Here is a 24,510-nt window from a genome sequence, read left to right as displayed (position 1 = left end):
TCGAGGGGTACCGCATCCGAAGAGGGCGCGGCCGGATCGACCCGATCCCTCCCCTCCCCCACCGGTCAGCACAAGGAGAACCCATGCGCACCGTCAACGCCTACGCGGCCACGTCCGCCACCGATCCCATCACCAAGACCACCATCGAGCGCCGCGACGTCGGCCCGAAGGACGTCTCCATCGACATCGCCTACTCGGGCGTCTGCCACTCCGACATCCACACCGTCCGCGGCGAGTGGGGCCCCATCGCCTACCCGCAGGTCGTCGGCCACGAGATCGTCGGCCGCGTCACCGAGGTCGGCTCCGAGGTCTCCAAGCACGAGGTCGGCGACCTCGTCGGCGTCGGCTGCATGGTCAACTCCTGCAAGGAGTGCGAGCAGTGCAAGGCCGGTCAGGAGCAGTACTGCCTGAAGGGCAACATGCAGACCTACGGCGGCACCGACCCGGCCGACGGCACCATCACGCAGGGCGGCTACTCCGAGGCCGTCGTCGTCGACGAGGACTTCGTGCTCCGCGTCCCCGAGTCCCTCGACATCGAGAAGGTCGCGCCGCTGCTCTGCGCCGGCATCACCACCTACTCGCCGCTCCGCCACTGGAACGCGGGCCCCGGCACGAAGGTCGCCGTAGTCGGCATGGGCGGCCTCGGCCACATGGCCGTGAAGATCGCGCACGCCATGGGCGCCGAGGTCACCGTGCTCTCGCAGACGCTCTCCAAGAAGGAGGACGGCCTCCGCCTCGGAGCCGACCGCTACTTCGCGACGAGCGACGACGCCACGTTCACCGAGCTCGCCAGCTCGTTCGACCTGATCATCAACACGGTCTCCGCGAAGCTCGACATGTCGAAGTACATCGGCCTGCTCGCGATCGACGGCACGCTCGTCAACGTCGGTGCCCCGTCGGAGCCGCTCGAGATCCCCGCGTTCGCGCTCATCCCCGCGCGCCGCAGCTGGGCCGGATCCATGATCGGCGGCATCGCCGAGACGCAGGAGATGCTCGACTTCTGCGCCGAGCACGGCATCGTGCCCGAGACCGAGCTCATCTCGGCCGAGCAGATCAACGAGGCCTACGAGCGCGTCCTCAAGTCGGACGTGCGCTACCGCTTCGTGATCGACGCGAAGACGTTCGCGTAAGCAGCATCCACGTCGAAGGGCCCCGCGGATCGTCGGATCCGCGGGGCCCTTCCGCGTCCGGGGCCGCGAGTGTCGGCGTCAGGCGCCGTCAGTCCCGCGCACGAGCGCGTGCAGCGACCGCGTCATGCGGGCGACGAACGCCTCCCGCGTCGCCTCGTCGACGAGGTCGAGCGAGAGGTACGGGTTGAGGTCCTCCAGCTCGACGAGCAGCAGCTCGCCCTCCCGGCTGCGGCAGGCATCGACCCGCTGGATGCCGTGCTCGACGTCGTTCCAGTCGACGAAGCGCTGCGCGAAGTCCCAGTCCTCGGCGCTGGCGGTGTACGGCTCGAGCCGCCAACGCGCGGCGGGATCCGGGGCGTACAGCGCGTACTGCGGCGTCCGGTCGACGAAGCAGAACGAGATCTCGTGCGCGAAGTCGATGCGGGGCTGCAGGAGCCGGCCCCCGAGGTCGAGCGTCGCGAGGTCGTCGCGCGTGACGAACTCGAGGCCCAGGGAGTCGGCGCCGAAGCGGGGCTTGACCACGAGCTCGTCGACGGCGGGCAGCCGATCGAGGTGGTCGAGGTCGTCGACGGTAGGGATCACGGGGTAGCCGGCGGCGAAGAGGTCGAGCAGGTACTGCTTGCCGACCTGGTCGGCCTTGCCGCGGAGGTCGGTGAACACCGGGACGCCGCCCTCCCGCGCCGCCGCCCGGAACGCCTCGTACCCGGCCATGTCGTGGATCACCGGCCCGCTGTTGCGGACCACGACGACGTCGAAGCTGTCCATGAGCCGGCAGGCGGCCGAAGGGTTGCAGATCGCGACGTCGAAGTCCCGGCCGAGGCGCGCGGACAGGTCGATGTCCTCGTCGCAGTAGCGGCGGCCCTTCGCCTGGTAGCCCAGGTCGCTGACGTAGAGGAGGCGGGGGCGGGTCGCGGCGGCGGGCATCCCGGCACCGTAACGGACCGGCGCACGGTGACGGCCGACCGCCTCCCAGCGCGCCGGTGCACGATGCTCCCGTGAGGTGCTCCTCACCCGGGGCGGCTCGCCGGAGCGCCACGGCCGTCGACTCCCCGATGGGCGGGATCCCGTGGACCACACCACCACCGTGCACCTCTCCGACCCGACGCGCTCCTTCGTCGAGCACTACCCCGACCTCGTCTACGCGCAGTACCAGGACGGGCACCTCCTCCCCGGCGGACGGAAGCTGCGCTTCGACCTGCTGAAGCCGGTGTCCGCATCCCCCACGCCGCTGGTGGTGTTCATCAAGGGCGGCGGATTCCGCGACGTCCACCGCGTCCGCTACCTCCCCGCCCTGGTGCGGCTCGCGGAGCGCGGCGTCGCGGTCGCCAGCGTCGACTACCGGACGAGCAACGAGGCGCGCTTCCCCGCGCCGGTCGACGACGTCCGCGAGGCCCTCCGGTACCTGCGCGCGCATGCGTCCGAGCTCAACCTCGATCCCGCGGCCGTCGCGCTGTGGGGGAACTCGGCGGGCGCGACCATCGCCACCATCGTCGGCGCCGCCGAGTCCGAGCGGATCTGCGCCGTGGCCAGCTGGTACGGCATGCACGACCCGCTGATCTCCGCCGGTCTCCGCGCCTCGGGCTCGCCGCTCCGTGCCGCGCTCGGCGCACCCGACGAGGAGGGCGGGCGGTGGTTCCGGCCGGGCGACCACATCACCCCCGGCTCGCCGCCGACGTTCCTCCTGCACGGCACGGACGACCGGGTCGTCCCGGTCGAGCAGAGCCTGTCGCTCGCCGCGACCCTCGCGGAGCAGGGCGTGCCGCACGAGCTCGTGCTCGTCGAGGGAGGTCGACACGACTTCGCCGAGATGAGCACCCGCACCGACGCCCTCGAGCGCACCGCGGACTTCGTGCACGGGCACCTCCTGCGGGCGGCGGGGCGCCAGGACGACGCGTCGTCGAGCGACCGGTCCGGGCGGTGAGGGCGAGGGACCGGGACGTGATCGGCGGCGAGGGCCGGCCGCGCGACGGACGCGCCGGCAGCACGGCCGGTTCCGGCGTCGCCGTAGGGACCGGATGCCGGCTCGCGCTCAGGAGAAGCGGAACACGGGCCCCTTCGGGCGGAAGGGCAGGCTCGCACCCACGGGGATCAGGAACGCGTGGGCTCGGCGGATCCGCAGCACGTCGATCGTGCCGTCCGTGATGATCAGGATCGGGCCGTCCTCGGGGAAGTCCGCGGCGTGCTCGAGCGCGTGGACGCCCGGCTGCAGCACCGTGCCGCCGCGACCCCGCACGCGGACGCGGCCGGCGATGTCGTCGACGTCGAGGTAGCCGGCGTCGTAGGCCGCCGCGTCGCAGAACACGACCCGGGCGGCGGGCACGTCGTGGGCCCGCGCGTACGACGCGATGGCGCCGAGCGCCTTCCCGAGGAGTCGGGCGTCCATGGACCCCGAGGTGTCGAGGACGACGCCGAAGGTCCGACGGACGGTCGGCACCTCGGGCGTGAGCCAGCCGGGCGTCGGGATGTCGGGCGTCGCGGCCTGCCTCCGGGAGGGACGGGCGTACGTGCGCACGGGGTCCAGCGCGGGGAACATCTCCTCGAACCACCGCGCGAGCTCGACGTCCCAGCGGAGCGGAGGCTGCGCCAGCGCGCGGATCTCCGACACCAGCGCGGACGGCAGGTGGCCGCGCCCCTCGCCCAGGTGGAGGTCGAGCCCCGTCCCGAGCGACCGCCGGAGGACCTCGTCGAGATCGACGGATGCGCCGGCGCTCGGCATCCGACCGCCGGAGTCGAGGACGTCGGGCTGCGCGCGCCCGCGCAGGGTGGACAGCTTGCGGTACCGGCGCGCGTCGGTCGCGATCCGGTCGTACACCTCCTCGCTCGACTGCCCGGCGAACCGCGGGTCGTGGAGGAGGCCAGCGGGCATCTCCCCCACGCCCATCTCGAGCAGCCAGCCGTTGATGACGAAGTCCGTCGCGAGGTTGAAGAGGTACGGGTCGCGCCCACCGGTGCGCGTGTGGTGGGCGAGCGCGGCGTGCAGGGACTCGTGCGCGAGGACGAACCGCCACTCCCGCTCGGTGAGCACCGCGAGCGGGTTCACGTACAGCTCCCCGGCCACCGGATCGACCGCCGCGATCGGGATGTCCCAGCCGCGGGCGATCTCCGCGTCGGCGACCAGGGTGAGCGCGGACACGGTCGCGCCGAGCAGCGGGTAGGCCGACAGGAACCACCGCCTGGCGCGCTCCCACACCGGCAGGGGCGCGGACCGGTCGCTGAGCGAGAGCCGCGCCCCGCCGGCCACGTCCATGGCGGCCGACACCGCGTCGGTGAGGCCGTAGGCGAAGAGCTGGCGCCAGTCGGGAGGGCCGCTGTACGAGCGCCGGCCCTGCGTCACGCACGAGGCCGAACCCGCGGTGCCGCACGTCTCGAACCCGGCCGGGACGCCCGTGAGCCGCCACTCGGCGACGAGGCGCTCGGGGGATCCGACGGGCCAGATCACGGGCAGCGCGAACGGGCTCCTGCCGAACCTGAGGGATGCGAGGAAGCGGTCCACCTCGATGTCGGCCGCCGTGGCCTCCACCCGGGACGAGGACGGCGGGCGCGGATCGAGGTGGCCGAACCCCAGGTGCAGCACCAGGTGCGCGAACACCCAGGCCCACTCCTCCGGGCTGGCCCGACGGACGGGGTCGACGACGATGTCGCACGTCTCGGAGTCCACCTGCGCCCACCCGTCGTCCGGGCGGATCCCGTCGCGCCGGATCACGTCCAGCTCCTCCGCGACGTGGGAGAACATCGGGTGCCGGCGCACGCTGCTCCAGCCGAGCACGACCGCCGCGAGCCCCGGGTCCTTCGGTCCCGTCGCGTTCCTCCGGGGCGTCACGCCGAGCGCTTCTCCGCGAGCCGGGGCACGTCCCGCACGAGCTCGACCAGGAACCACGCCGGCAGGACAGGCGCGCCCGTGTCGTCGGGGGCCACCACGATCTGCCCGATCTCCAGCGAGATGTCGGCCAGCTCGATCAGGAGGTCCTTGGCGCGGACCGCGAACTGCCGTCCGGCCGGCGACGCGTGCCGGATGTCGGCGGGCAGCTCCTTCGCGAGCCGGGCGCGCAGGGAGAGGGCGTGGAAGTGCAGGAGGTCGCGGTCGGCGACCTCGGCCGGCCAGCGCAGGTCGCCGCGGATGATGGCGTCCAGGTCGTACGCCCGTTCGCGCATCTTGTACCAGGCGGCGAACGAGGCGGCGTGCGAGGCCGAGACGCAGCCCGCGGCGAGCATCGCGACGACGTCCACGTCCGGATCCGCGCCCCAGGAGGTCAGCGCGTCGGCGAGCGCGTGCCACGACCGGGGCGTCGAGAACGCCTCCTCGGTCTTCGGCGGCTCGACGTGGAGGTGGTCGGGACGCTGGGTGATGTACTCGACCACCGTCGGGTGGATCTGCGCGTCGACGGCCCAGGCGAGCCAGTCGTCCACCGACGAGCGCAGGTGCACGTGCACGAACCGGTTGACGAGGGGAGCCGGTGATCCCCGACCCGGCCCGTGAGGACCAGCGAGTACAGCGACTTCTGCACCTCGGGCCGCGCGCCGTTCAGCTCGTCGAGGAAGAGCACGAACGGCTCCGTGCGCACGAGCATCTCGGGAGGGGCGAACCGGGAGAAGGTCACGCCGTCCGCGCGCGTGATCAGCTGGGGCACGCCCGCGACGTCCTCGGGCGCGAGCTGCGTCGCCATGAGCGTGACGCAGTCCATGCCGAGGTCCCGTGCGAACGCCTCGACCATGGTCGACTTCCCGATCCCCGGCGCACCCCAGAGGTGGACGGGTCGCGCGAGGGCGACACGGAGCAGGACGTCCGGCAGCTGGGCCGGGGTGATGGGGTGGAGGGCGCGCACGGGTCATCCTCCCGTGTCGCGCGCTCGCGACCCGGGCCGAGTGCACATGGGCTCCGCGCTACCGTCGGGGCATGCGCCTGATCCTGATCCGCCACGGCCAGACCAGCTCCAACGTGGCGGGCGTCCTCGACACCCGCATCCCCGGCCCCGGGCTCACGGACCTCGGGCGAGCGCAGGCGGCGCGGCTGCCCGAGACCCTGCGCGGTGAGGCGATCGGCGCGCTGCACGTCTCGACGATGGTCCGCACCCACGAGACGGCCGCGCCGCTCGCCCGGGCGCTCGGCCTCGCTCCCGTCGAGCGCGCCGGCATCCGCGAGATCGCCGCGGGCGGGCTGGAGATGCGCGGCGACCGGGATGCGGTCGTGGAGTACCTGGAGACGATGATCCGCTGGGTCGCCGGCGAGGACGAGCTGCAGCTCGCGGGCGGCGAGACGGGGCGCGAGTTCGCGGCGCGGTTCGACGCCGTCGTCGCGGAGGCGGAGGGGTCGGGCCACGGCACGGTCGCGCTCGTCAGCCACGGCGCCGCCATCCGCTGCTGGGCGGGGATGCGGGCCCGAGGCCTCGACGCGGCCTTCGTCGCCGACCACGCCCTGGAGAACACCGGCGTCGTGGTGCTCGAGGGAGCCGGCCGCGACTGGACCCTCGAGTCCTGGGAGGGCGAGCCCGCGAGCGGCGTGGGCGAGGACGCCCCGTCCGGCCCGACGGGCGGGCCGACGGCCTAGACGGGCTCGGGCGCCGCCGGCCGCCGCCCGATCGACGACTGGAACCGCACGAGGTACCCGTCGGGATCCTGCACGAGGAACTGCCGCACGCCCGTCTCCTCGTCGCCGATCCGGTACCAGGTGGTCTCCGGCTCGAGGAAGAGCGCCACGCCCGACACGGCGAGCGCCTCCGCCACGACGTCGGCGTCCTCGACGGCGATCTGGAAGTTGATCCCCCGCCCGAACGGCCGCTCCAGCGGGCCCGTCACCCAGTTCCGGATGATGCCGGTCTGCTCCAGCATGAGGTGCGCGCCGCCGCGGGCGATGTACGCGAAGCCCTCCGCCGGGCGGTCGTAGAGCACGGCGAATCCGCAGAGGTCGCGCCAGAACGCGAGGCTCGCGGCGAGGTCGGTGACCAGCAGCTCGGGGACGAGGTCGGGCTCGGCGTCGGGATCCATGCGGCCATGCTCGCAGACGGGTCGCGGGCCTCGGCCGCCCCTCGACCTCAGCCCGCGTCGCGGAAGCCCGCGTCGCGGAAGCGGGCCGGGACGAAGCCAGGGAAGTCCTCGCCGATCCCGCCCGCCTCGGAGAAGCCCTCCACGAACGCGGTCGCTTCCGCGATCAGCTGCTCGGGCGTGAGCGGCGCTCCGCCGACCGCGAACCCGTAGGTGCCGTCCGCCGGCCCGTCCAGCCAGTCGAGGTCGTAGGCCGGGGTCGCTCCCATCGGTTCGCGCTCGGCGATGCGCCACCGCTCCCCGAGCACCGTGACCTCGAACGCCTCCATCCCCCGAGCCTACGAGCGGCCGCCCGCTCCGGGTCCGACCCGGCGGGCACCCCACCCCCGCCCGTTACCGTGGACGGATGATCTCCACGCTCCCGCCCACCGCCGAGCTGCACCTGCACGTCGAGGGGACCCTCGAACCGGAGCTGGTGTTCGAGCTCGCCGAGCGCAACGGCGTCGAGCTGCCGTACCAGGGCATCGAGGACCTCCGCTCGCGCTACGCGTTCACCGACCTGCAGTCGTTCCTCGACCTCTACTACGCGTGCACCGCCGTCCTCCGCACGCGCCGCGACTTCCACGACCTCGCCGCCGCGTACCTCGAGCGGGCGGCGGCCGACGGGATCCGGCACGTGGAGATGTCGTTCGACCCGCAGGCGCACACGACGCGCGGCGTGCCCGTCGACGACGTGGTCGACGGCCTGCTCGACGCCCTCCGCGACGCGCGCGTCCGCCACGGCATCTCGGGCGGCCTGATCCTCAGCTTCCTCCGCGACCGTCCGGTTGATGAGGCGATGGCGACCCTCGAGTCCGTCGCCGGCCGCGCGCACGAGCTGCTCGCCGTCGGGCTCGACTCGGCCGAGGTCGGGTATCCGCCGTCCCTGTTCGTCGACGTCTTCGCGCGCGCCCGCGAGCTCGGCCTGCACGCGGTCGCGCACGCGGGCGAGGAGGGTCCGCCCGCCTACATCCACGAGGCGCTCGACCTGCTGCGCGTGGAGCGGGTGGATCACGGGGTGCGCTGCCTCGAGGATCCCGCGCTCGTCGACCGGCTCGTCGCCGACCGGATCCCGCTCACCGTCTGCCCGCTCTCGAACGTGCGCCTCGGCGTGAACGAGTCGCTCGACGAGCACGCGCTGCCCGAGCTCCTCGCGCGCGGCGTGCTCGCGACCGTGAACAGCGACGATCCCGCGTACTTCGGCGGCTACCTGGGCGAGAACCTCCGGCAGCTGCGTCAGGCTCATGCCTTCGACGACGACGCCGTCGCGCTCCTCGCCCGCAACTCCTTCGAGGCGTCGTTCCTGTCGGACGAGCGCCGCGCGGAGCTGCTCGCCGCGGTGGACGCCTGGCGCGCGTCCGCGCTCTGACCCCGGCCCGGCACGCGGTCAGTCGACGACGGCCGCGACGGCCTCGACCTCCACGAGCTGGTCGTCGTAGCCGAGCACGGTGACGCCGAACAGCGTGCTCGGCGGATCGTGCGGCGCGAGGGCGTCGCGGACGACCTCCCAGGCGGCCACGAGGTCGGCCTGCCTGCTCGAGGCGACCAGCACGCGCGTGCTCACGAGGTCGGCGAGGGTCGCGCCAGCCGCCTCCAACGCGACCCGCAGGTTCTCGACGCACCGCGCGGCCTGCGCGGCGTGGTCGCCGACGCCGACCGTGCGGCCGTCCGCGTCGAGCGGGCAGGATCCCGCGAGGAAGACGAGCCGCGCGTCGGCGGGCGCGGTCGCGGCGTAGGCGTACTCGGCGGCGTCCGCGAGGGCGGCGGAGCGGATCAGGGTCACGGCGGTCATGGGTCTCCCGTCTCGCGCGGGCAGCACCCGCGGCGCCCCCAGCCTCCCATCCGCGCTCGCCCGCCGGATGTCCGCGGAGCGCGCGCGGATGTCCGCCCAGCGCGGCCCGCTATCCACTTCGCCCCCCCCCGCGAGGTCGGATCCGCAGCAGCCGTCCCTAGCATCGCCGCGTGCCCGACTACGTCCGCTTCCAGAGCGCCGCGCCCAACCGCCGCGGCACCTTCCCCGGCGTCTTCGCGCTGGCGAACGGGTTGCGCCTGAGCGGCATGCTCTCCGCGGAGGAGGGCGAGTGGATGGACGCCGCCAACGCGCGGGCCGCCGAGTCCTACGCGGATCCGCGCTCCGTCGACCCCGACTGCCACGACCGCGTGCGGAACCCCGGCGCCCGCGCCTGGTTCCTCGCCGACGCCACCGACCTCCTGTCCTTCACGGCCGACTACCTCGCGCTGCTCGACCGGCACGACGTGCCGTGGCAGGAGCTGCGCTCCCGGACGCCCGGACGCATCGTCTACGCCGACCCCGTGCAGGTCATCGCGGTGCCGCACACGGTCGACGACTGGCCCTTCCGCTAGCGCGCTGCCCGCGCCCGGGCGAGGATCCCCTGGATCACCGCGGTCTTCGCGTCCGCGTAGGCGTCCATCGTCTCCCACCGCCGGGTCATGAGCTCCCGCTTCGTGCGCTCGTAGAGGTCGCGGTCGGCCGGATCGGCGCGGAGCCGGTCGCGGAGCAGCAGGTACGCCTCCACGGCGGGATCACCGTGCTCGTAGACGTGCACGTGGACGTCCCGCGCCGGCGTGCGCACCAGGCGGTGCCCGGGCTCGCGGACACGCAGGTCGTAGCCCGCGGCGACGAGACGCTCGACGTGGTCCTCCTCCGCCGTGATGTCCGCGACCACGACCACGACGTCCACGATGGGCTTCGCGGCGAGCCCCGGGACGGACGTGGATCCGATGTGCTCGACGGCGAGCGCGGCGTCGCCCACGGCCTCGAGGATCCGGCGCCGGTGCGCGAGGTACGAGTCCGCCCAGCCGTGGTCGTGCTCCTGCAGTCCGATGGTGAGCGGCGGCTGCCCGCCCACGACGTCCACGCTCGTCACGTCGGGTCGGCGGCGGTCGCGGTCGTCCATCACCGGGACATCCTGCCAGGCGAGGCGTCGCGCGTCAGGCGAACGACACGTGCTGCATCACCCACGCGTGCATCACGACCGCGGCCGCCGCCGACGCGTTGATGGAGCGGGTGGAGCCGAACTGCGAGATCGCGACGGTCATGTCGGCCGCGGCCACCGCCTCGTCGCTGAGGCCAGGGCCCTCCTGGCCGAATACGAGCACGCAGCGCTCGGGGAGGCGCGTGGTCTCGAGCAGCACGGATCCGTCGACGTTGTCGATCGCGATGATCGGCAGGCCCTCGCCGCGCGCCCACTCCACGAGGTCGGCGATGGTCGCGTGGTGCACGACGTGCTGGTACCGGTCGGTGACCATCGCGCCGCGCTTGTTCCAGCGGCGCCGGCCGACGATGTGCACGGTGTCGGCCGCGAACGCGTTGGCGCTCCGCACGATCGACCCGATGTTCATGTCGTGCTGCCAGTTCTCGATGGCCACGTGGAACGGGTGCCGGTGCTGGTCGAGGTCGGCGACGATCGCGTCCATGCGCCAGTAGCGGTAGCGGTCGATGACGTTGCGACTGTCGCCGCGCTCGAGCAGCTCCGGATCCAGGTGCGGCTCGTCGGGCCACGCCTCGGGGCCGCCGGGCCAGGGTCCGACGCCGTGCGTGCTGTGCTCGACGGTCGGTGCCGGCTCGGCGCCCTCCGGTGCGGTCGGCATCAGATGTAGATCCCGGGATCCACGAAGAAGGCCGGATCCACGTGCGCGTCCGGCGCGCGCCCCGCCCGCTTCCCGGTCTCGACCGCGGGGATGCCCGTGAGCACGGATCCCGCGGGCGCGTCCTTCACGACCACGGCGTTCGCGCCGATGACGCTGCCCGCGCCGACCGTGATGGGCCCGAGCAGCTTCGCGCCGGCCCCGATGGTGACGCCGTCGCCGACCGTCGGGTGCCGCTTGCCGTGCACGAGGCTCTTCCCGCCGAGGGTGACGCCGTGGTACATCAGCACGTCGTCGCCGACCTCGGCCGTCGCGCCGATGACGACGCCCATGCCGTGGTCGATGAAGAGCCGCCGCCCGATGCGCGCGCCCGGGTGGATCTCCACCCCGGTCAGCGCCCGCCCGGCCTGCGCGAGCAGCCGCGCCGCCAAGCGCAGACGCCGACGCCACAGCGCGTGCGACACCCGGTGCAGCCACACGGCGTGCAGGCCCGGGTAGCCGAGCACCATCTCCAGGTACCCGCGCGCTGCCGGATCGTGGGCGCGCGCGGTGCGGAGGTCCTCGACGACCCGGGCGACGATCCCCACGCCTAGTCGCGCAGGTCGTCGAACAGCACGGTGGAGAGGTACCGCTCGCCGTAGTCGCACACGATCGCGACGATGGTCTTGCCCTTGCTCTCCGGCCGCTTCGCGATCTCGAGCGCGGCCCACACGATGGATCCGGAGGAGATGCCGCAGAGGATCCCCTCGTCGGTCGCGAGCGCGCGCGAGACGCGGATGGAGTCCTCGAGCGAGACGTCGACGACCTCGTCGTAGACCTCCGTGTCCAGGATCTCGGGCACGGAGTTCGCGCCGATGCCCTGGATCTTGTGCGGGCCGGGCTTGCCGCCGTTGAGGATGGGCGAGTCGAGCGGCTCGACCGCGACGATCTGGACGCCCGGCTTCCGCTCCTTGAGCACCTGGCCGACACCCGTGATGGTGCCGCCCGTGCCGACGCCCGCGATGAACACGTCGACGCCGCCGTCGGTGTCCGCCCAGACCTCCTCGGCCGTGGTCTCGCGGTGCTTCTGCGGGTTCGCGGCATTCGCGAACTGCTGCGCCCAGATGGCGTTCGGGGTCTCCTCCACGATCTGCTTGGCCCGGTCGACCGCGCCGCGCATGCCCTCGGGGCCGGGGGTCAGCACGATCTCGGCGCCGTACGCGCGCAGCACCAGCCGGCGCTCGACGCTCATGGTCTCGGGCATCGTGAGGACGACCTTGTACCCCCGCGCCGCGCCGACCATCGCGAGCGCGATGCCCGTGTTGCCGCTCGTGCCCTCGACGATGGTGCCGCCGGGCTCCAGCGCGCCGGCAGCCTCGGCCGCGTCGATGATGGCGACGCCGATGCGGTCCTTCACGCTGGATGCGGGGTTGTGCGACTCGAGCTTCACGAGCACGGTCGCGTCGAGCCCCTCGGTGAGCCGGTTGAGCCGGACGAGCGGCGTGCCGCCGACCAGCTGGGTGATGTCGTCGTAGACGCGACCTGCCATGGGTTCCACCTTCGTCGTGATCCTGGTCGGTGCGGGGCGCTGCCGCGCGCACCTGCTCGACTTCGAGCCTATGGGAGCCCAACCGCGCGTGTCGCGGCGGCATTCCTGCAGGCTGGACCCATGAGCGCGCGCATCGAGGTGGAGGGGCCAGGCGGCCCCGAGGTCATGACCCTGACGGACGGGCCGGTGCCCGATCCGGGGCCCGGCGAGGTGCGGATCCGCGTGCACGCCGCGGGCGTCAACTTCATCGACACGTACCGGCGCAGCGGCGTCTACCCGATGGCGCACCCGTACGTCCCGGGATCCGAGGCGGCGGGCGTCATCGAGGCGCTCGGCGACGGCGTGAGCGGCGTGCACGTGGGCGACCGCGTCGCGACCGCCGAGGCGACAGGCACCTACGCCGAGCACGCGCTCGTCCGCGCCGAGACGCTGCTGCCCGTGCCGGACGGCGTCGACATGGAGGTCGCCGCGGCGCTCCCGCTCCAGGGCCTCACCGCCCACTACCTCGCGACGAGCTCGTACCCGGCCGGCCCCGGGGATCGCGCGCTCGTGCACGCGGGCGCCGGCGGCGTGGGGCTCCTGCTCACGCAGCTGCTCGTGGATCGCGGCGTCGAGGTGATCACCACGGTGTCGACCGAGGAGAAGGCCGCCCTCTCGCGCGCGGCGGGCGCGACGCACGTGCTCGGCTACGACGACGTGCCCGTGCGCGTCCGCGAGCTCACCGCCGGCCGGGGCGTCGACGTCGTCTACGACGGGGTCGGCCGCGACACGTTCGACGGCTCGCTCGCCTCCCTGCGCATCCGCGGGACCCTCGTGCTCTTCGGCGGCGCGAGCGGCCAGGTCCCGCCGTTCGACCTGCAGCGCCTCAACTCCGGCGGATCCCTCTCGGTCACGCGCCCCACGCTCGCGCACTTCCTGCTCGACGCGGAGGAGCGGCGGTGGCGCGCGGGCGAGCTGTTCGCGGCGGTGCTCGACGGATCCCTCGACGTGCGCGTCGGCGCGACCTACCCGCTCGCCGACGCGGCGCGCGCCCACGAGGATCTGGAGGCCAGGCGCACGACGGGGTCGATCGTGCTCATCCCCTGAGGCCGGGTCGGCGCACTCGCATCGGCACCGCCTACCCTCGTCGCATGCCCGCACCCGGATCCGCGCCGACGCGCCTCGGCTTCCTCACCACCGGCCCGTTCCATCCGGCCGATCCCGCCGTCGGCCTCGAGGAGGCGCTCCGGCTGGTTGAGCTCGGCGACGCGCTCGGCCTCGACACCGCGTGGCTCCGGCCCGACCACCTCCGCCACGCGATCTCCTCCCCCGTCGCGATGCTCGCCGCCGCCTCGCAGCGCACGCGCCGCATCGCGCTCGGCACCGCCTCCATCCCGGTCCGCGCCGAGAACCCGCTCCGCCTCGCGGAGGACCTCGCGACCGTCGACCTCCTCTCCGGCGGCCGCCTGCGCCCCGGCCTCTCGGTCGGCAGCCCGAAGCGCGTGGCCGCGGTCGACCGGGCCGTGCACCCGACGACGGCCGAGCACGAGGAGCCGGGGCGCGAGCGGCTCCTGCGCTTCCGCGACCTGCTGCGCGGCGGACGGGTGCCGGGCGCGGACGAGCGGCCCGACGGATCCGACGACGAGCACGACGACGACGCCCTCACCCCCACGGTGCAGCCGGCGTCCCCCGGCCTCGCCGACCGGCTCGGCTACGGCGCGGCGACGCTCCGCACCGCGGCCTGGGCGGGATCGCACGGCTTCCGCCTGCTCGCCTCCGACGTGACCGAGCGCGCATCCGGCGCCGGCGGCCGCGGCTTCGCGGCCGACCAGCGCGACCTCATCGACGCCTACCGCGCCGCGCATCCGGACCCGGCCGCCGCGCACGTCACGCTCGCCCTCGTCGTGGTGCCGACCGACGGCGCGACGGCCGAGCAGCGGGCGCGGTACGCGGCCGACGCGGCGGCGCGCGCCGAGCGGGCCCGGCGCACCGACCAGTCGGAGGACGCGGCGGCCGCGTCGAGCATGGTCCGCGCGCCCGACCTCGTGGGCCCGTCCGACGAGCTCGCCGCCGCGCTCCTCGCGCACCCGGCCGTGCAGGCCGCCGACGAGCTCGCGATCGCGCTGCCCGCCGGCCTCCCCGCGGGCGACCTCGCGCGGATCCTCACCGACGTCGCCGAGCGCCTCGGCCCGGCGCTCGGCTGGGCGCCCGCGACCACCTGATCCGCGGCCGCCGGGTTGTGCGCCGCCCCGACCGCGAAGGCGGAGGGGCGCCGCGGCACCGCCCGCCTACCATCGGTCCATGCCCGCATCCGGTACCCCGCTCGCCCGCCTCGGCTTCCTCACCATCGGCACGTTCGACCCGGCGGATCCCGCCGAGGGCCACGAGGCCACCCTCCGGATCATCGAGAGGGGCGAGCAGCTCGGCCTCGACAGCGCGTGGCTCCGGCACCGCCACCTGCAGCACGGGATCTCCTCCCCCGTCGCCGTGATGGCCGCGGCCTCACAGCGCACGCGCCGCATCGACCTCGGCACGGCCGTCACGCCCATCGGCGCCGAGAACCCGTTCCGCCTCGCCGAGGACCTCGCGACCGTCGACCTCCTCACCGGCGGCCGCCTCCAGCCGGGCTTCTCGATCGGCACGCCCATGCGCTTCGACACGTACCGCGACGCGATCTACCCGACGACCGCCGACCTCGAGGACCTCGGCTACGACCGCCTCCTCCGCTTCCGCGACCTCGTGCACGGCCGGACCGTCAGCGACGCCGCCGCCCGCGAGGGACAGGAGGAGTACGCCTCCACCGTGCAGCCGCACGCCGCGGGACTCGCCGAGCGGATCTGGTACGGCGCCGCGAGCACGCGCTCCGCGGTCTGGGCCGGCGAGAACGGCTTCCGCCTCCTCACGTCGAGCGTGATCCAGGGCGAGCTCGGGCCGGACTTCGGCGCGAACCAGCGCGCGCAGATCGACGCGTACCGGGCAGCCCATCCGACCGGCGCCGACGCCCGGGTGTCGCAGGGCCTCGTCGTGATCCCCACCGACCGCGCGACCCCCGAGCAGCGCGCCCGCTACGAGGCGTACGCGGCGTCCCGGGCGCATCGGGTGGGCGTCCCGCAGGGTCCGCGGGGGCTGCTCTTCGCCGAGGACCTCGTGGGCACCTCGGAGGAGATCGCCGCGCGCCTGCACGCCGACCCCGCGTACCAGGCCGTCGACGAGGTCGCGTTCGCCCTGCCGTTCACCCTCGGCGAGGCCGACCTCGAGCAGATCCTCACCGACATCGCCGAGCTCCTCGGCCCGGCCCTCGGCTGGTCGCCCGCCGTCTGACCCGGCCCGCGCACGACGACGCCCCTCCCGCCCGACCATGAGGGTCGGTGCGGGAGGGGCGTCGTCCTTCGCCCTAGTCGCGACTTCGGCGCCGGCGGCGCTTCTGGAAGGACACGGAGACCAGGTACGTGACGCCGAACATGAGCACAGCGACCACGCTCGCGGGCACGGCCTGCGTGGCAGGGGAACGCCCGTCGAGCAGAGGCACGATCACCAACTGCGAGAAGAGGAAGAACGCGACGACGATGGACGACGATGCGAGGGCACGGCTTCGATCTGCTCGGTGGTCCTCCGGTTCAATCACGACGGCACTGTACTTCCAACGTCGGAAGGTAGATCCGCATATTCCGGTTGCGTGTGCAGACGCCATGGGCTGTGGCTACCGCGACGATGGTCGCTCCCACCCCGACGCCGACTGCGCACCCGAGGCCACCGCTCTCCGGGCCGAGTGCCGCACAGATCAGCAAGCCCAGCGTGCCCGCCGCGCCAGCCGCTTGCTCGGAGGGGTCGAGGCTGACGTACGGGAACGGATCCGCCCCGGCTCGTACGAGAGAACTACCCAGCTCCTCCTGTGTCGGTGACCCGACCACCGGCGCTCCTCCCGGTGAGTAGGTGTAGGTGATGGTCACTCCGTCGCCGATGCGGTACGTCACGCGCTGGCCGAATGCGGTACTGACGGCGTCCCGCGGAACCGCGCTCTCGCGGAGCTCGATACCGGCTCTCTCGATGCGCTCCGTGGATGGAACAGCGTCGGAGACGTCCGCCGTTCGAGCAGGCCCGGAGGAGAATGAGGCGCTGATGCGGCTCAAGGGAGTCCTCGTCGGCGTCGCCGAGGCGCTGGACGCGAAGGAAAGCGTCGACAGTGCGACGGCTGCGATGCCCCCCATGATGGGGATCGGATGAATGCGCATGGTTGCTCCTAGCTAGTCGGAGTGCTTCGGGGGAGGTTCGCAGGTCGCGCACTTGCGCGAGCGAAGCGCACACACCCCGGCGGAGGCGGAGGTCAGCGCGACTTCATGTGCCGACCCGGCCGGGAGGCGACGACGCCCCTCCCGCGCGATGCGGGAGGGGCGTCGTCGCGCGATCCGGCGCGGGATCAGTGCATGCTGACGGCCTCGGTCGAGGCGCCCTCGCGGAAGCGCTCGAGCGGGACGCGCACCATCGACCAGGAGATGATCGATGCGCAGGCCACGCCGATCGCCGCGGCGAGGAACACCACGTGGTACCCGTCGACCTGCTGCTGCAGCGGGTTCGCCACGCCGTCGGTGACCGACGCGGTGACGGCGGAGGCGAACAGGGCCGTGAAGACGGCCGTGCCGATGGATCCGCCGATCTGCTGCGTGCCCGTGAGCGCCGCGCCCGCGACGCCCGCGTCCCGCGGCTCGATGCCGGAGAGCGCGACGTTCTGCATGGGCACGAACACGAACGCGAGCCCGATGCCGAGGAGGATCTGGCCGGGCAGCACCTGCACGACGTACGCGCCGTCGACCGTGATCCGGCTGAACCACAGGAGCCCCGCGGCCGCGAGGAGCGGGCCGATCGTCATGAGGACGCGCGGGCCGACCTTCGGGAGGAGGCGGGCGACCTGCGGGGCCGTGAGCATGATGGTCGCGGCCATCGGCAGCGACGCGAGGCCCGAGATCAACGGCGACATGCCGAGCACGATCTGGAAGTGCAGCGTGAGGTAGAGCAGCCCGCCGAGGAGCGCCGCGCCCACCATCACCGAGGTGAGGTACGCGCCGCCGCGGGTGCGGTCGGCCACCACGCGGAGCGGCAGCAGCGGGTTGCGCGCCCGCGACTCCCACCACACGAAGGCGACCATGATCCCCACGCCGAGCGCGAGGAAGCCGATGGTGTCGGGCTGCGTCCAGCCGTTCTCCGCGCGGGAGAAGCCGTAGACGATGGATGCGAGGCCGAGGGTGACGAGGAGGGCGCCGGGCACGTCGTAGCTGCGGTCGCCGTCGGCGCGGCTCTCCTTCACGAGCGGGATGCCGGCGACGATCGCGACGATCGCGATGGGCACGTTGACGAGCAGGCACCAGTGCCAGCTGAGGTACTCGGTGAGCACGCCGCCGAGCAGCAGGCCGACGGCCGCACCGGATCCGGCGATGGTGCCGTAGACCGCGAACGCCTTGACGCGGTCGGGGCCGGACGGGAACGTCACCGACAGGAGCGCGAGCGCGGCGGGCGCGAGGAGCGCGGCGAAGACGCCCTGGAGGCCGCGCGCGATGAGGAGCGTCTCGCTCGAGACGGCGAACCCGCCGATCGCGCTGGCCGCCGCGAAGCCGACCATGCCGAGGAGGAAGGAGCGCTTGCGGCCCCAGTAGTCGGCGATGCGGCCGCCGAGCAGGAGGAGCGAGCCGAAGGCGAGCGCGTAGACGGTGACGACCCACGTGCGGTCGGCGTCGGTCATGCCGAGGTCGCGCTGGGCGGCGGGCAGGGCGATGTTCACGATGGTGCCGTCGAGCACGACCATCAGCTGGGCGAGGGCGACGACGGCGAGGAGGATCCACTTGCTGCGGGCGGACGGCGCGGCCGGAGCGGCGGGGCCGGTGGGTGCGGCGGGGCCGGCGAGCGATGCGGAGGACGTGGACGGCGGTGCGTCCTCAGGGGTGCGTGCGTGCGAGATCTGGTGCTCCTGGATGGTCGTGCGGCGCCCGGGCGGGCGAGGACGGTCCAATCTAGGGCGGCATCGTGGACGGAGTCAAACGAACCGGTTCGTTTGACATACGCTGTTCACATGGCAGAGACGACGGGGTCCGCCCGACCGACCGACGAGAAGCAGGACGACGTCCGGCACCGCATCCTCCTGGCCGCGCGCGAGGAGTTCGCCGCCCACGGGCTGGCGGGCGCGCGGGTCGACCGCATCGCCCGCTCGGGCCGCGCGAGCAAGGAGCGGCTGTACGCGCACTTCACCGACAAGGAGTCGCTGTTCCACGCGGTGCTGAAGCTCAACGGCGTGGAGTTCTTCTCCGCCGTGACGCTGGATCCCGCCGACCTCCCCGGCTTCGTCGGCCAGCTCTTCGACCACGCATACGAGCACCCGCAGCACCGCCGCATGCTCGCGTGGGCGCGGCTCGACGGCCTGGAGCTCGACGTGCCGCACAGCGCGACGTCGCCGTCGGCCAAGGTGCAGGCGGTCCGCCGCGGGCAGGAGGAGGGCCACATCGACCCGTCGTGGGATCCGCAGCGCCTCCTCACGATGCTGTTCGCGCTCGCGCAGGCGTGGGTGCAGTCGCCCTACCCGGCGATGCACGCGGACTCGCCCCGGGCGCGCGCCGCGGACCGCGCGGCCGTCGTCGAGGCGGCCCGGCGGATCACGGCGCCGGCCGCGAGCTGACGCTCCGCCGCTGACGACGGCGCCCGGCCCCTGGTCGACACGTCATCCTGCGGATTCCCCGGATGAGGGAGACGCTTCCCAGGCCCCGCCCGTAGCGTGAGACCATGTCCGACACCCTGACCCGCGAGTACGAGGCGGGCTCCAGCCACGCGCATCCGCTCCGGCGGTTCCTGCGCCGATGCCGGGCCTGGATCGAGCTGCACCCCAAGGCCCGCTGGCTCTACCGGATCCTCGTGGGGCTCCTCGGCATCGCCATCGTCCTCGTCGGCATCGTGCTCATCCCGCTGCCCGGCCCCGGTTGGCTCATCGTCTTCCTCGGGATCGCCGTGCTCGGCACCGAGTTCCCCGCCGCGCATCGCGTGAACGTGTTCCTCAAGCGCCAGCTGCACCGCTTCTGGGACGCGTGGCGCCGGTGGCGCGCCTCCCGCGCCGAGCGTCGCGCGGCCCGCACCGCGCGCTGACCCGCGCGCCCATCTCCCCCTTCCGGTCGATCCGGCGGGCGCGCCGCGCTCCGTAGGGTCGGGGCATGCCCTCCCCCACGCTCGTCCCCCGCATCGGGCCCGCCCGCCTTGCCCGTGCGATCGGCCGGGAGGCGGCCCTCGTGGCGCTGTCGCTCGTGGTGGGCGCGCTCTCGTTCGGTGCCATGCTCACGTTCGTGGACGAGGCAGGTGCGACCGGGATCCGGATCGAGCTCCTGCTCCTTCTCGACGCGGCCGCCGGGCTGCTCGGCATCGCGATCCTGCCGCTGCGCCGGTTCGCGCCCCTCGCGGTCGCGGCGGTGCTGGGCGTCATCGCAGCCGTGTCGAGCATCGGGCTCCTCGCCTCAGGCATCGCACTCGTGTCGCTCGCGATCCGCCGCCGGCCGAAGGAGATCGCCGCCGCCGCCGCCGTCTGGATCGCGGCCGTCGGAACGTGGGAGGTCGCCGGCCTCTCCTACCTGCCCGTGACGCCGGAGGAGCTGCCGCTCACGGCGGCGCTGATCCTCGTGGTGCTCGGTCTCCTCATCCTCCTCGGGCTCTACCTCGGCGGCCGCCGCGAGCTGCTGGCGTCGCTCCGGGAGCGCGCCCGGCTCGCGGAGGAGGAGCAGGCCCTCCGATCCGCGCAGGCGGCGGACCGCGAGCGCACCCGGATCGCCCGGGAGATGCACGACGTGCTCGCCCACCGGCTGTCGCTCGTCGCCCTGCACGCGGGGGCGCTGGAGTACCGCGACGACCTCGACGCGGCAGAGGTCCGCGCGACCGCCGGCGTGGTGCGCGACAACGCCCGCACGGCCCTCACCGAGCTGCGCGGCGTGCTGGGGGTGCTGCGCGATCCGTCGGGCGCGCCCGCCACGCTGCCCCCGCAACCGACGCTCGCCGACCTCCCCGCGCTCCTCGACGAGGCCCGCGCCCTCGGCGTCGAGGTGCACGCGGACGTCGACCCCGGCACCCGCGACGACCTGCCGCGGCTGCCCGCGACCACCTCGCGGCACGCCTACCGCGCCATCCAGGAGTGCCTGACGAACGCGCGGCGGCATGCGCCGGGCGCGCCGGTCGAGGTGTCGCTCGACGGCCGCCCCGGCGGACGCCTGCGCATCGTCGTGCGGAACCCGGCACCCCCGCCCGCCGCGTCCGAGCCACCCGCCTCGACCCGCGGCCACGGCCTCGCCGGGATCGCCGAGCGCGCCCACGCCGTGGACGGCACGCTCGACGTCTCCCGACGCGATGGTCAGCACATCGTCGAGGCGGTGCTCCCGTGGACGGCGTGAGCGGCGACGCCATGAGCGCGAGCGGCACCCTCCCCACCGGCGCCGGCCTGCCGGGCGTCGTGCCCGCGGGCGGCCCGCCGATCCGCGTCGTGATCGTCGACGACGACGCGCTCGTCCGCGCGGGCCTCGCGATGCTGCTGGGCGGCGGGCACGGCCTCGAGGTGGTGGGCGAGGCGGCCGACGGGCTCGCGGCCGGCACCGTGATCGCGCGCACCGCGCCCGACGTCGTGCTGATGGACATCCGCATGCCGGTCTGCGACGGGATCACCGCCACGGCCCGCGAGGTCGCCCGCCGCCCCGACCTGCCGGTCATCGTCCTCACGACCTTCGACGCCGACGAGCTCGTGCTGGGGGCGCTCCGGGCGGGCGCGCGCGGCTTCCTGCTCAAGGACACGCCGCCGGTGGACCTCGTCCACGCGGTGCGTCAGGTGGCGGCGGGCCGATCGATCCTCTCGCCGTCCGTGCTCGACACCGTGATCGGCGTGGCCGCGCAGCGCGATCGCGCCGACCGCACGGCCGAGCGGGAGCGCTTCCAGACGCTGACCGAGCGCGAGCAGGAGGTCGCGCTCGCGATCGCGCGCGGCTGGTCGAACGCGCGCATCGCCGCCGACCTCTACCTCGGCGTCGCGACCGTCAAGACCCACGTGGGGCACGTGCTCGACAAGCTCGGCGTCGAGGGCCGCGTGCAGGTCGCCGTGCTCGTGCACGAGGCCGGGCTCGCCCCGTCGGGGTGAGCCCGGCCTCGGGCGGTGCCGGCCGGAGCCGGTCAGGCGATGCGGATCAGCTCGCGAGCGCCGGGTAGTCGGTGTAGCCCTCGGCACCGGGGCCGTAGAACGTGGCCGGGTTCGGCTCGTTCGTCTCCGCGCCGGACTCCCAGCGCTCGACGAGGTCGGGGTTGGCGATGACCATGCGGCCGACGGCCACGACGTCGGCCGCGCCCTCCTCGACCAGCTGGATCGCCTCGTCGCGCTCGGTCTGCACGCCGAAGCCGCTGTTGATCATGAGCGGCCCGCCGAACGTCTTCCGGAGGCCCTGCACGAGGTCGCCCGCGGGCTCCGCGTGCAGGATGCTCACGTAGGCGAGGCCGAGCGGCGCGATGCCGGACAGCAGCGCCTCGTAGGTGGCGCGGGTCTCGTCGGCGTCCTCCTCGAGCACGTCCTGGATGTTGTGCGACGGCGAGATGCGGATGCCGACGCGCTCGGCGCCGATCTCGCGGGAGACCGCGTGCGCCACGTCGATGCCGAGCTTCGCGCGGTTCTCCGGCGATCCGCCGTAGGCGTCCGTGCGCACGTTCGAGACGGGCGAGAGGAACTCGTGCAGCAGGTAGCCGTTGGCGGAGTGGATCTCGACGCCGTCGAACCCGGCGTCGACCGCGTTGCGGGCGGCGACCGTCAGCTCGTCGACGATGAGGGGGACCTCGTCGGTCGCCGGCTCGCTCGGCACGGGGTACGGCGCCTTGCCGGTGGGCGTGTGCACCTCGCCCTGGATCGCGATGGCGCTCGGCGCGAGCAGCGGCAGGCCGCCCGTGATCTCCTCGTGCGAGACGCGGCCGCCGTGCATGAGCTGCATGACGATGCGGCCGCCGGCCTCGTGCACCGCGTCGGTGACCCGACGCCAGCCGGCGATCTGCTCGTCCGTGACGATGCCGGGCTGGCCCGGGTACGCCTTGCTGCGCTCGCTCGTGAACACGCCCTCGGAGACGATGAGGCCGGTGGACGCGCGCTGCCGGTAGTACTCGACGACGATGTCGCCGGGCACGCCGTGCTCGTCGGAGCGCATGCGGGTCAGGGGCGCCATGGCGACGCGGTTGGGGAGCTCGAGGGCGCCGAGGGCGACGGGGGAGAACAGCTTCACGTGGTGGATCCTTCGTCTCGCGGGTGGCCGGCGCGCACCGCGACGGATCGCGTCGGGGAGGGCGGCGGGGCCAGCGGCCCGTGCGGACCGCCTTGGGGCAACCCGATCCGCCCGGGGCGGCATTCCGCGGCCGATCCTTCTCCCAGGCCCTCGTCAGGCTCCCCGCGCCCCGGGCGCGTCCGACGCCGCCGTCAGTAGGAGGGGAAGGCCTCCGCGCGGCGGGCGAGCACGACGTCGTCGGCGGCGAGGTCGTGCCAGCCGCGGAGGAGGTGCCGCGAGTCCCAGCCGACGGACGCGTAGGGCAGCCAGACCGTGAACAGCCAGCCGAGGACGAACCCGTTCTGCACCACGCCGCGGAGGAGGGCCCGGCCGAAGCCGAGCGTGCCGGGCTCCGAGAAGCGCTGGACGCGGATCCCGACCATCGCCTTGCCGGGCGTCGTGCCCTTCCAGCCGAGCCACCACGTGGCGATGAGCAGGTACGCGACCATGCTGATGAGGAAGCCGAGCATGGCGCCGCCGAAGTAGGAGTCCATCATGTCGTCGGCGGCCTCGCCGAACAGCTGCAGGTCGTCGATCCGCTGCCGGGCGATGCCCTGCAGCGGGACGATGAAGGCCCCGGCCGAGAGCCCGCCGACGAGCCCGAAGACGACCTGGTCGAGGATCCGGCCGGCCGCCCGGCGGCCGACGCCCGCGAGGCGCCAGGCGGGATCGATGTGCGGGGGCAGCGGGCGCTGCGCGTGCGGCAGCAGGACCATGCCGTAGCCGGGCGGCGGCACGGCACCCCCGTACCCGCCGGGGTACGGGCCGCCGGGGTACGGGCCGCCGGAGTGCGGGCCGCCGGAGTGCGGGCCGCCCGGATACGCGGCGGGCGGATAGGCGGCGGGTGGATAGGGCTGGGGCGCGTACGGCCCGGCCGCGTGCGCCGGCTCCGCCGCCGCGTCGGCCTGGGCCCTCGCCTGCCCGTCGTCCGTGTCCGGCCGGCGGTCGTCGTGCGTGTCGCTCATCGCGTCTCCCCTGGATCGCTGCGCCCCGCGGCGCGGATCCAGCGTATCCAGCAGGTGGGGGAACCACGACGCGGGAGGGCCCGGCACCCTCGCGGATGCCGGGCCCTCCCGGTCGTGTTTGTGACGCCGGCGTCAGCCCTGGATCTCCCCGCGGGAGACGGCCTCGGCGTACTTGCGGAGGTCCGGCCCCGGCTCGAAGTCGATGAACCGGCCCTTGAGCTGCTCGAAGAGGCGCTGGTACACGGTCTCCCAGTCCTCGCCCTCGAGCTCCTTCGCCGCGGTGAGCACGGCCTCCTGGAGCACGCGGTCGCTGTCCGTGAGGATCTTGTCGCGCGCCTCCTGGTTCCAGACGATCTCGGAGGTGTCCATGATCAGGCCTGGACGTCCCCGCGCCAGGCGCCGTCCTCGGCGCCGCGCTTCTCGATGAACTCCTTGAAGTTCTTGAGGTCGGCCTTGATGACGTGGTCGTCCACGCCGATCGCCGCGCCGACCTTCTCGACGAGGCCCTTCGCCTCCCAGTCCAGCTGGACGGTGACGCGGGTCTCGGTGTCGCTGAGCTTGTGGAACGTGACGACGCCGGCGTGGTCCTCGTCGCCGCCCGTGGAGTTCCAGGCGACGCGCTCGTCGGGGTGCTGCTCGGTGATGTTGGCCTCGAACGTGCGCTCGATGCCGCCGATCTTGACCTTCCACTCGGTGAGCGTGTCGGTGACCTGCGTGATCGACTCCACGTAGCTGAGGAAGTTCGGGAACGACTCGAACTGGGTCCACTGGTTGTAGGCGGTGCTGACGGGGACGTTGACGTCGACGGTCTCGATTACTCGGGGCATTGCTTCTCCTCGTTCGGATTCGGTGCGTGGGGTCGGGTCGTCGTGCGATCCGAGAGCCCGGGCGTCGATGTGGGCACCGGCGCGGGCACGACTCCGACGTTACGCCGGGGCCCCACCGGGTATCCGGCACCCGAGGAATGCACAGGGAACGTT

29 protein-coding genes and 1 pseudogene are annotated in these 24,510 nt (G+C 73.7%); 12 read left to right on the top strand and 18 right to left on the bottom strand.

Annotation, left to right across the window (positions count from 1 at the left end):
* The first annotated feature begins 83 nt into the window (after positions 1–83).
* Entirely contained in the window at positions 84–1,130 is a 1,047-nt protein-coding gene (locus tag K0V08_RS14415) for an NAD(P)-dependent alcohol dehydrogenase (RefSeq protein ID WP_079531694.1), read from the top strand.
* A gap of 78 nt (positions 1,131–1,208) precedes the next feature.
* Here K0V08_RS14415 and K0V08_RS14410 read toward each other — a convergent pair whose 3' ends face one another.
* Positions 1,209–2,054: an ATP-grasp domain-containing protein gene (locus tag K0V08_RS14410; RefSeq protein WP_079531691.1), complete on the bottom strand. Its 846-nt coding sequence runs from the start codon at positions 2,052–2,054 to the stop codon at positions 1,209–1,211.
* A gap of 142 nt (positions 2,055–2,196) precedes the next feature.
* On the opposite strand from K0V08_RS14410, the gene K0V08_RS14405 reads away from it, so the two are divergent.
* Positions 2,197–3,051 carry an alpha/beta hydrolase gene (locus tag K0V08_RS14405; RefSeq protein ID WP_128516954.1) on the top strand — a complete coding sequence of 285 codons (855 nt, stop codon included), beginning with the start codon at positions 2,197–2,199 and terminating at the stop codon, positions 3,049–3,051.
* A gap of 108 nt (positions 3,052–3,159) precedes the next feature.
* On the opposite strand, the gene K0V08_RS14400 is transcribed toward K0V08_RS14405, so the two are convergent.
* The 3 genes and pseudogenes from K0V08_RS14400 to K0V08_RS16195 form a co-directional block, all read right to left on the bottom strand.
* Positions 3,160–4,950: a vWA domain-containing protein gene (locus tag K0V08_RS14400; RefSeq protein WP_197278536.1), complete on the bottom strand. Its 1,791-nt coding sequence runs from the start codon at positions 4,948–4,950 to the stop codon at positions 3,160–3,162.
* Positions 4,947–5,561 (bottom strand): hypothetical protein, encoded by a 615-nt coding sequence (locus tag K0V08_RS14395; RefSeq protein WP_227267303.1) that lies wholly within the window; start codon positions 5,559–5,561, stop codon positions 4,947–4,949. The genes K0V08_RS14400 and K0V08_RS14395 overlap by 4 nt, the downstream gene beginning before the upstream one ends.
* A 107-nt stretch (positions 5,562–5,668) precedes the next feature.
* A pseudogene (locus tag K0V08_RS16195) lies at positions 5,669–5,842 on the bottom strand (hypothetical protein); the annotation flags it as partial.
* A gap of 182 nt (positions 5,843–6,024) precedes the next feature.
* Here K0V08_RS16195 and K0V08_RS14390 point away from each other — a divergent pair.
* Positions 6,025–6,675: a histidine phosphatase family protein gene (locus K0V08_RS14390; protein ID WP_079531686.1), complete on the top strand. Its 651-nt coding sequence runs from the start codon at positions 6,025–6,027 to the stop codon at positions 6,673–6,675.
* Here the strand turns inward: K0V08_RS14390 and K0V08_RS14385 are convergent.
* Both K0V08_RS14385 and K0V08_RS14380 read right to left on the bottom strand, forming a co-directional pair.
* On the bottom strand, positions 6,672–7,112 hold the full coding sequence (locus tag K0V08_RS14385) for a bleomycin resistance protein (protein WP_079531685.1): 441 nt from the start codon (positions 7,110–7,112) through the stop codon (positions 6,672–6,674). The genes K0V08_RS14390 and K0V08_RS14385 overlap by 4 nt on opposite strands.
* Before the next feature lie 47 nt (positions 7,113–7,159).
* Positions 7,160–7,438: a hypothetical protein gene (locus K0V08_RS14380; protein WP_079531683.1), complete on the bottom strand. Its 279-nt coding sequence runs from the start codon at positions 7,436–7,438 to the stop codon at positions 7,160–7,162.
* 77 nt (positions 7,439–7,515) lie between these two features.
* Here K0V08_RS14380 and K0V08_RS14375 point away from each other — a divergent pair, with 77 nt between their 5' ends.
* Positions 7,516–8,517, top strand: coding sequence for an adenosine deaminase (locus K0V08_RS14375; RefSeq protein ID WP_011931879.1), 1,002 nt, complete (start codon positions 7,516–7,518; stop codon positions 8,515–8,517).
* Positions 8,518–8,535: 18 nt separating this feature from the next.
* Here the strand turns inward: K0V08_RS14375 and K0V08_RS14370 are convergent, their stop codons facing one another.
* Positions 8,536–8,940: a RidA family protein gene (locus K0V08_RS14370; RefSeq protein WP_079531681.1), complete on the bottom strand. Its 405-nt coding sequence runs from the start codon at positions 8,938–8,940 to the stop codon at positions 8,536–8,538.
* 170 nt (positions 8,941–9,110) lie between these two features.
* On the opposite strand from K0V08_RS14370, the gene K0V08_RS14365 reads away from it, so the two are divergent.
* A complete protein-coding gene (locus tag K0V08_RS14365; protein ID WP_079531678.1) occupies positions 9,111–9,512 on the top strand; it encodes a hypothetical protein in 402 nt (133 codons plus the stop codon).
* Here K0V08_RS14365 and K0V08_RS14360 read toward each other — a convergent pair.
* Genes K0V08_RS14360 through cysK form a run of 4 tightly spaced genes read right to left on the bottom strand, consistent with a single transcriptional unit; the run spans position 9,509 to position 12,285 of the window.
* A complete protein-coding gene (locus K0V08_RS14360; protein WP_043560540.1) occupies positions 9,509–10,066 on the bottom strand; it encodes a GrpB family protein in 558 nt (185 codons plus the stop codon). The genes K0V08_RS14365 and K0V08_RS14360 overlap by 4 nt on opposite strands.
* Before the next feature lie 34 nt (positions 10,067–10,100).
* Positions 10,101–10,760, bottom strand: a complete 660-nt coding sequence (locus tag K0V08_RS14355) for a TrmH family RNA methyltransferase (RefSeq protein ID WP_079531675.1) — start codon at positions 10,758–10,760, stop codon at positions 10,101–10,103.
* Positions 10,760–11,344 (bottom strand): serine O-acetyltransferase EpsC, encoded by a 585-nt coding sequence (gene epsC / locus K0V08_RS14350; RefSeq protein ID WP_079531673.1) that lies wholly within the window; start codon positions 11,342–11,344, stop codon positions 10,760–10,762. The genes K0V08_RS14355 and epsC overlap by 1 nt, the downstream gene beginning before the upstream one ends.
* Before the next feature lie 2 nt (positions 11,345–11,346).
* Positions 11,347–12,285, bottom strand: coding sequence for a cysteine synthase A (gene cysK / locus K0V08_RS14345; RefSeq protein WP_079531671.1), 939 nt, complete (start codon positions 12,283–12,285; stop codon positions 11,347–11,349).
* Between the two features lie 120 nt (positions 12,286–12,405).
* Here cysK and K0V08_RS14340 point away from each other — a divergent pair, with 120 nt between their 5' ends.
* The 3 genes from K0V08_RS14340 (at position 12,406) to K0V08_RS14330 (ending at position 15,585) form a co-directional block, all read left to right on the top strand.
* Entirely contained in the window at positions 12,406–13,371 is a 966-nt protein-coding gene (locus K0V08_RS14340; RefSeq protein WP_079531668.1) for a quinone oxidoreductase family protein, read from the top strand.
* A gap of 44 nt (positions 13,372–13,415) precedes the next feature.
* Entirely contained in the window at positions 13,416–14,486 is a 1,071-nt protein-coding gene (locus K0V08_RS14335; RefSeq protein ID WP_079531665.1) for an LLM class flavin-dependent oxidoreductase, read from the top strand.
* A 79-nt stretch (positions 14,487–14,565) separates the two neighbouring features.
* The gene (locus K0V08_RS14330) at positions 14,566–15,585 is read left to right on the top strand and encodes an LLM class flavin-dependent oxidoreductase (protein WP_011931870.1); all 1,020 of its coding nucleotides are present in this window, start codon (positions 14,566–14,568) and stop codon (positions 15,583–15,585) included.
* 73 nt (positions 15,586–15,658) lie between these two features.
* Here K0V08_RS14330 and K0V08_RS14325 read toward each other — a convergent pair whose 3' ends face one another.
* The 3 genes from K0V08_RS14325 to K0V08_RS14315 form a co-directional block, all read right to left on the bottom strand.
* A complete protein-coding gene (locus tag K0V08_RS14325) occupies positions 15,659–15,889 on the bottom strand; it encodes a hypothetical protein (RefSeq protein ID WP_104293620.1) in 231 nt (76 codons plus the stop codon).
* Complete coding sequence (locus K0V08_RS14320; protein WP_128516955.1) at positions 15,882–16,496, bottom strand: hypothetical protein; 615 nt, start codon at positions 16,494–16,496, stop codon at positions 15,882–15,884. Before K0V08_RS14320 ends, K0V08_RS14325 begins: the two co-directional genes overlap by 8 nt.
* Positions 16,497–16,681: 185 nt before the next feature.
* On the bottom strand, positions 16,682–18,265 hold the full coding sequence (locus tag K0V08_RS14315; protein WP_079531663.1) for an MFS transporter: 1,584 nt from the start codon (positions 18,263–18,265) through the stop codon (positions 16,682–16,684).
* Positions 18,266–18,325: 60 nt separating this feature from the next.
* Here K0V08_RS14315 and K0V08_RS14310 point away from each other — a divergent pair, with 60 nt between their 5' ends.
* The 4 genes from K0V08_RS14310 to K0V08_RS14295 all read left to right on the top strand — a co-directional run bounded on the left by K0V08_RS14310 (position 18,326) and on the right by K0V08_RS14295 (position 21,406).
* The gene (locus K0V08_RS14310; RefSeq protein WP_011931867.1) at positions 18,326–18,925 is read left to right on the top strand and encodes a TetR/AcrR family transcriptional regulator; all 600 of its coding nucleotides are present in this window, start codon (positions 18,326–18,328) and stop codon (positions 18,923–18,925) included.
* 104 nt (positions 18,926–19,029) lie between these two features.
* Positions 19,030–19,386 (top strand): TIGR02611 family protein, encoded by a 357-nt coding sequence (locus K0V08_RS14305; RefSeq protein WP_011931866.1) that lies wholly within the window; start codon positions 19,030–19,032, stop codon positions 19,384–19,386.
* A 65-nt stretch (positions 19,387–19,451) separates the two neighbouring features.
* Positions 19,452–20,672 carry a sensor histidine kinase gene (locus K0V08_RS14300; protein WP_079531660.1) on the top strand — a complete coding sequence of 407 codons (1,221 nt, stop codon included), beginning with the start codon at positions 19,452–19,454 and terminating at the stop codon, positions 20,670–20,672.
* A complete protein-coding gene (locus tag K0V08_RS14295) occupies positions 20,669–21,406 on the top strand; it encodes a response regulator (protein WP_011931864.1) in 738 nt (245 codons plus the stop codon). The genes K0V08_RS14300 and K0V08_RS14295 overlap by 4 nt, the downstream gene beginning before the upstream one ends.
* A 46-nt stretch (positions 21,407–21,452) precedes the next feature.
* Here the strand turns inward: K0V08_RS14295 and K0V08_RS14290 are convergent, their stop codons facing one another.
* The 4 genes from K0V08_RS14290 to K0V08_RS14275 form a co-directional block, all read right to left on the bottom strand.
* Complete coding sequence (locus K0V08_RS14290; RefSeq protein ID WP_079531657.1) at positions 21,453–22,526, bottom strand: alkene reductase; 1,074 nt, start codon at positions 22,524–22,526, stop codon at positions 21,453–21,455.
* Positions 22,527–22,717: 191 nt separating this feature from the next.
* A complete protein-coding gene (locus K0V08_RS14285; RefSeq protein ID WP_079531655.1) occupies positions 22,718–23,530 on the bottom strand; it encodes an RDD family protein in 813 nt (270 codons plus the stop codon).
* A gap of 132 nt (positions 23,531–23,662) precedes the next feature.
* Entirely contained in the window at positions 23,663–23,899 is a 237-nt protein-coding gene (locus tag K0V08_RS14280) for a hypothetical protein (RefSeq protein WP_011931861.1), read from the bottom strand.
* Positions 23,900–23,901: 2 nt separating this feature from the next.
* Positions 23,902–24,357, bottom strand: coding sequence for an SRPBCC family protein (locus K0V08_RS14275; RefSeq protein ID WP_011931860.1), 456 nt, complete (start codon positions 24,355–24,357; stop codon positions 23,902–23,904).
* Positions 24,358–24,510 lie beyond the last annotated feature (153 nt).

This window comes from Clavibacter michiganensis, assembly GCF_021216655.1.
GTDB lineage: Bacteria > Actinomycetota > Actinomycetes > Actinomycetales > Microbacteriaceae > Clavibacter > Clavibacter michiganensis.
This window is presented reverse-complemented; position numbering and strand designations above follow the sequence as displayed.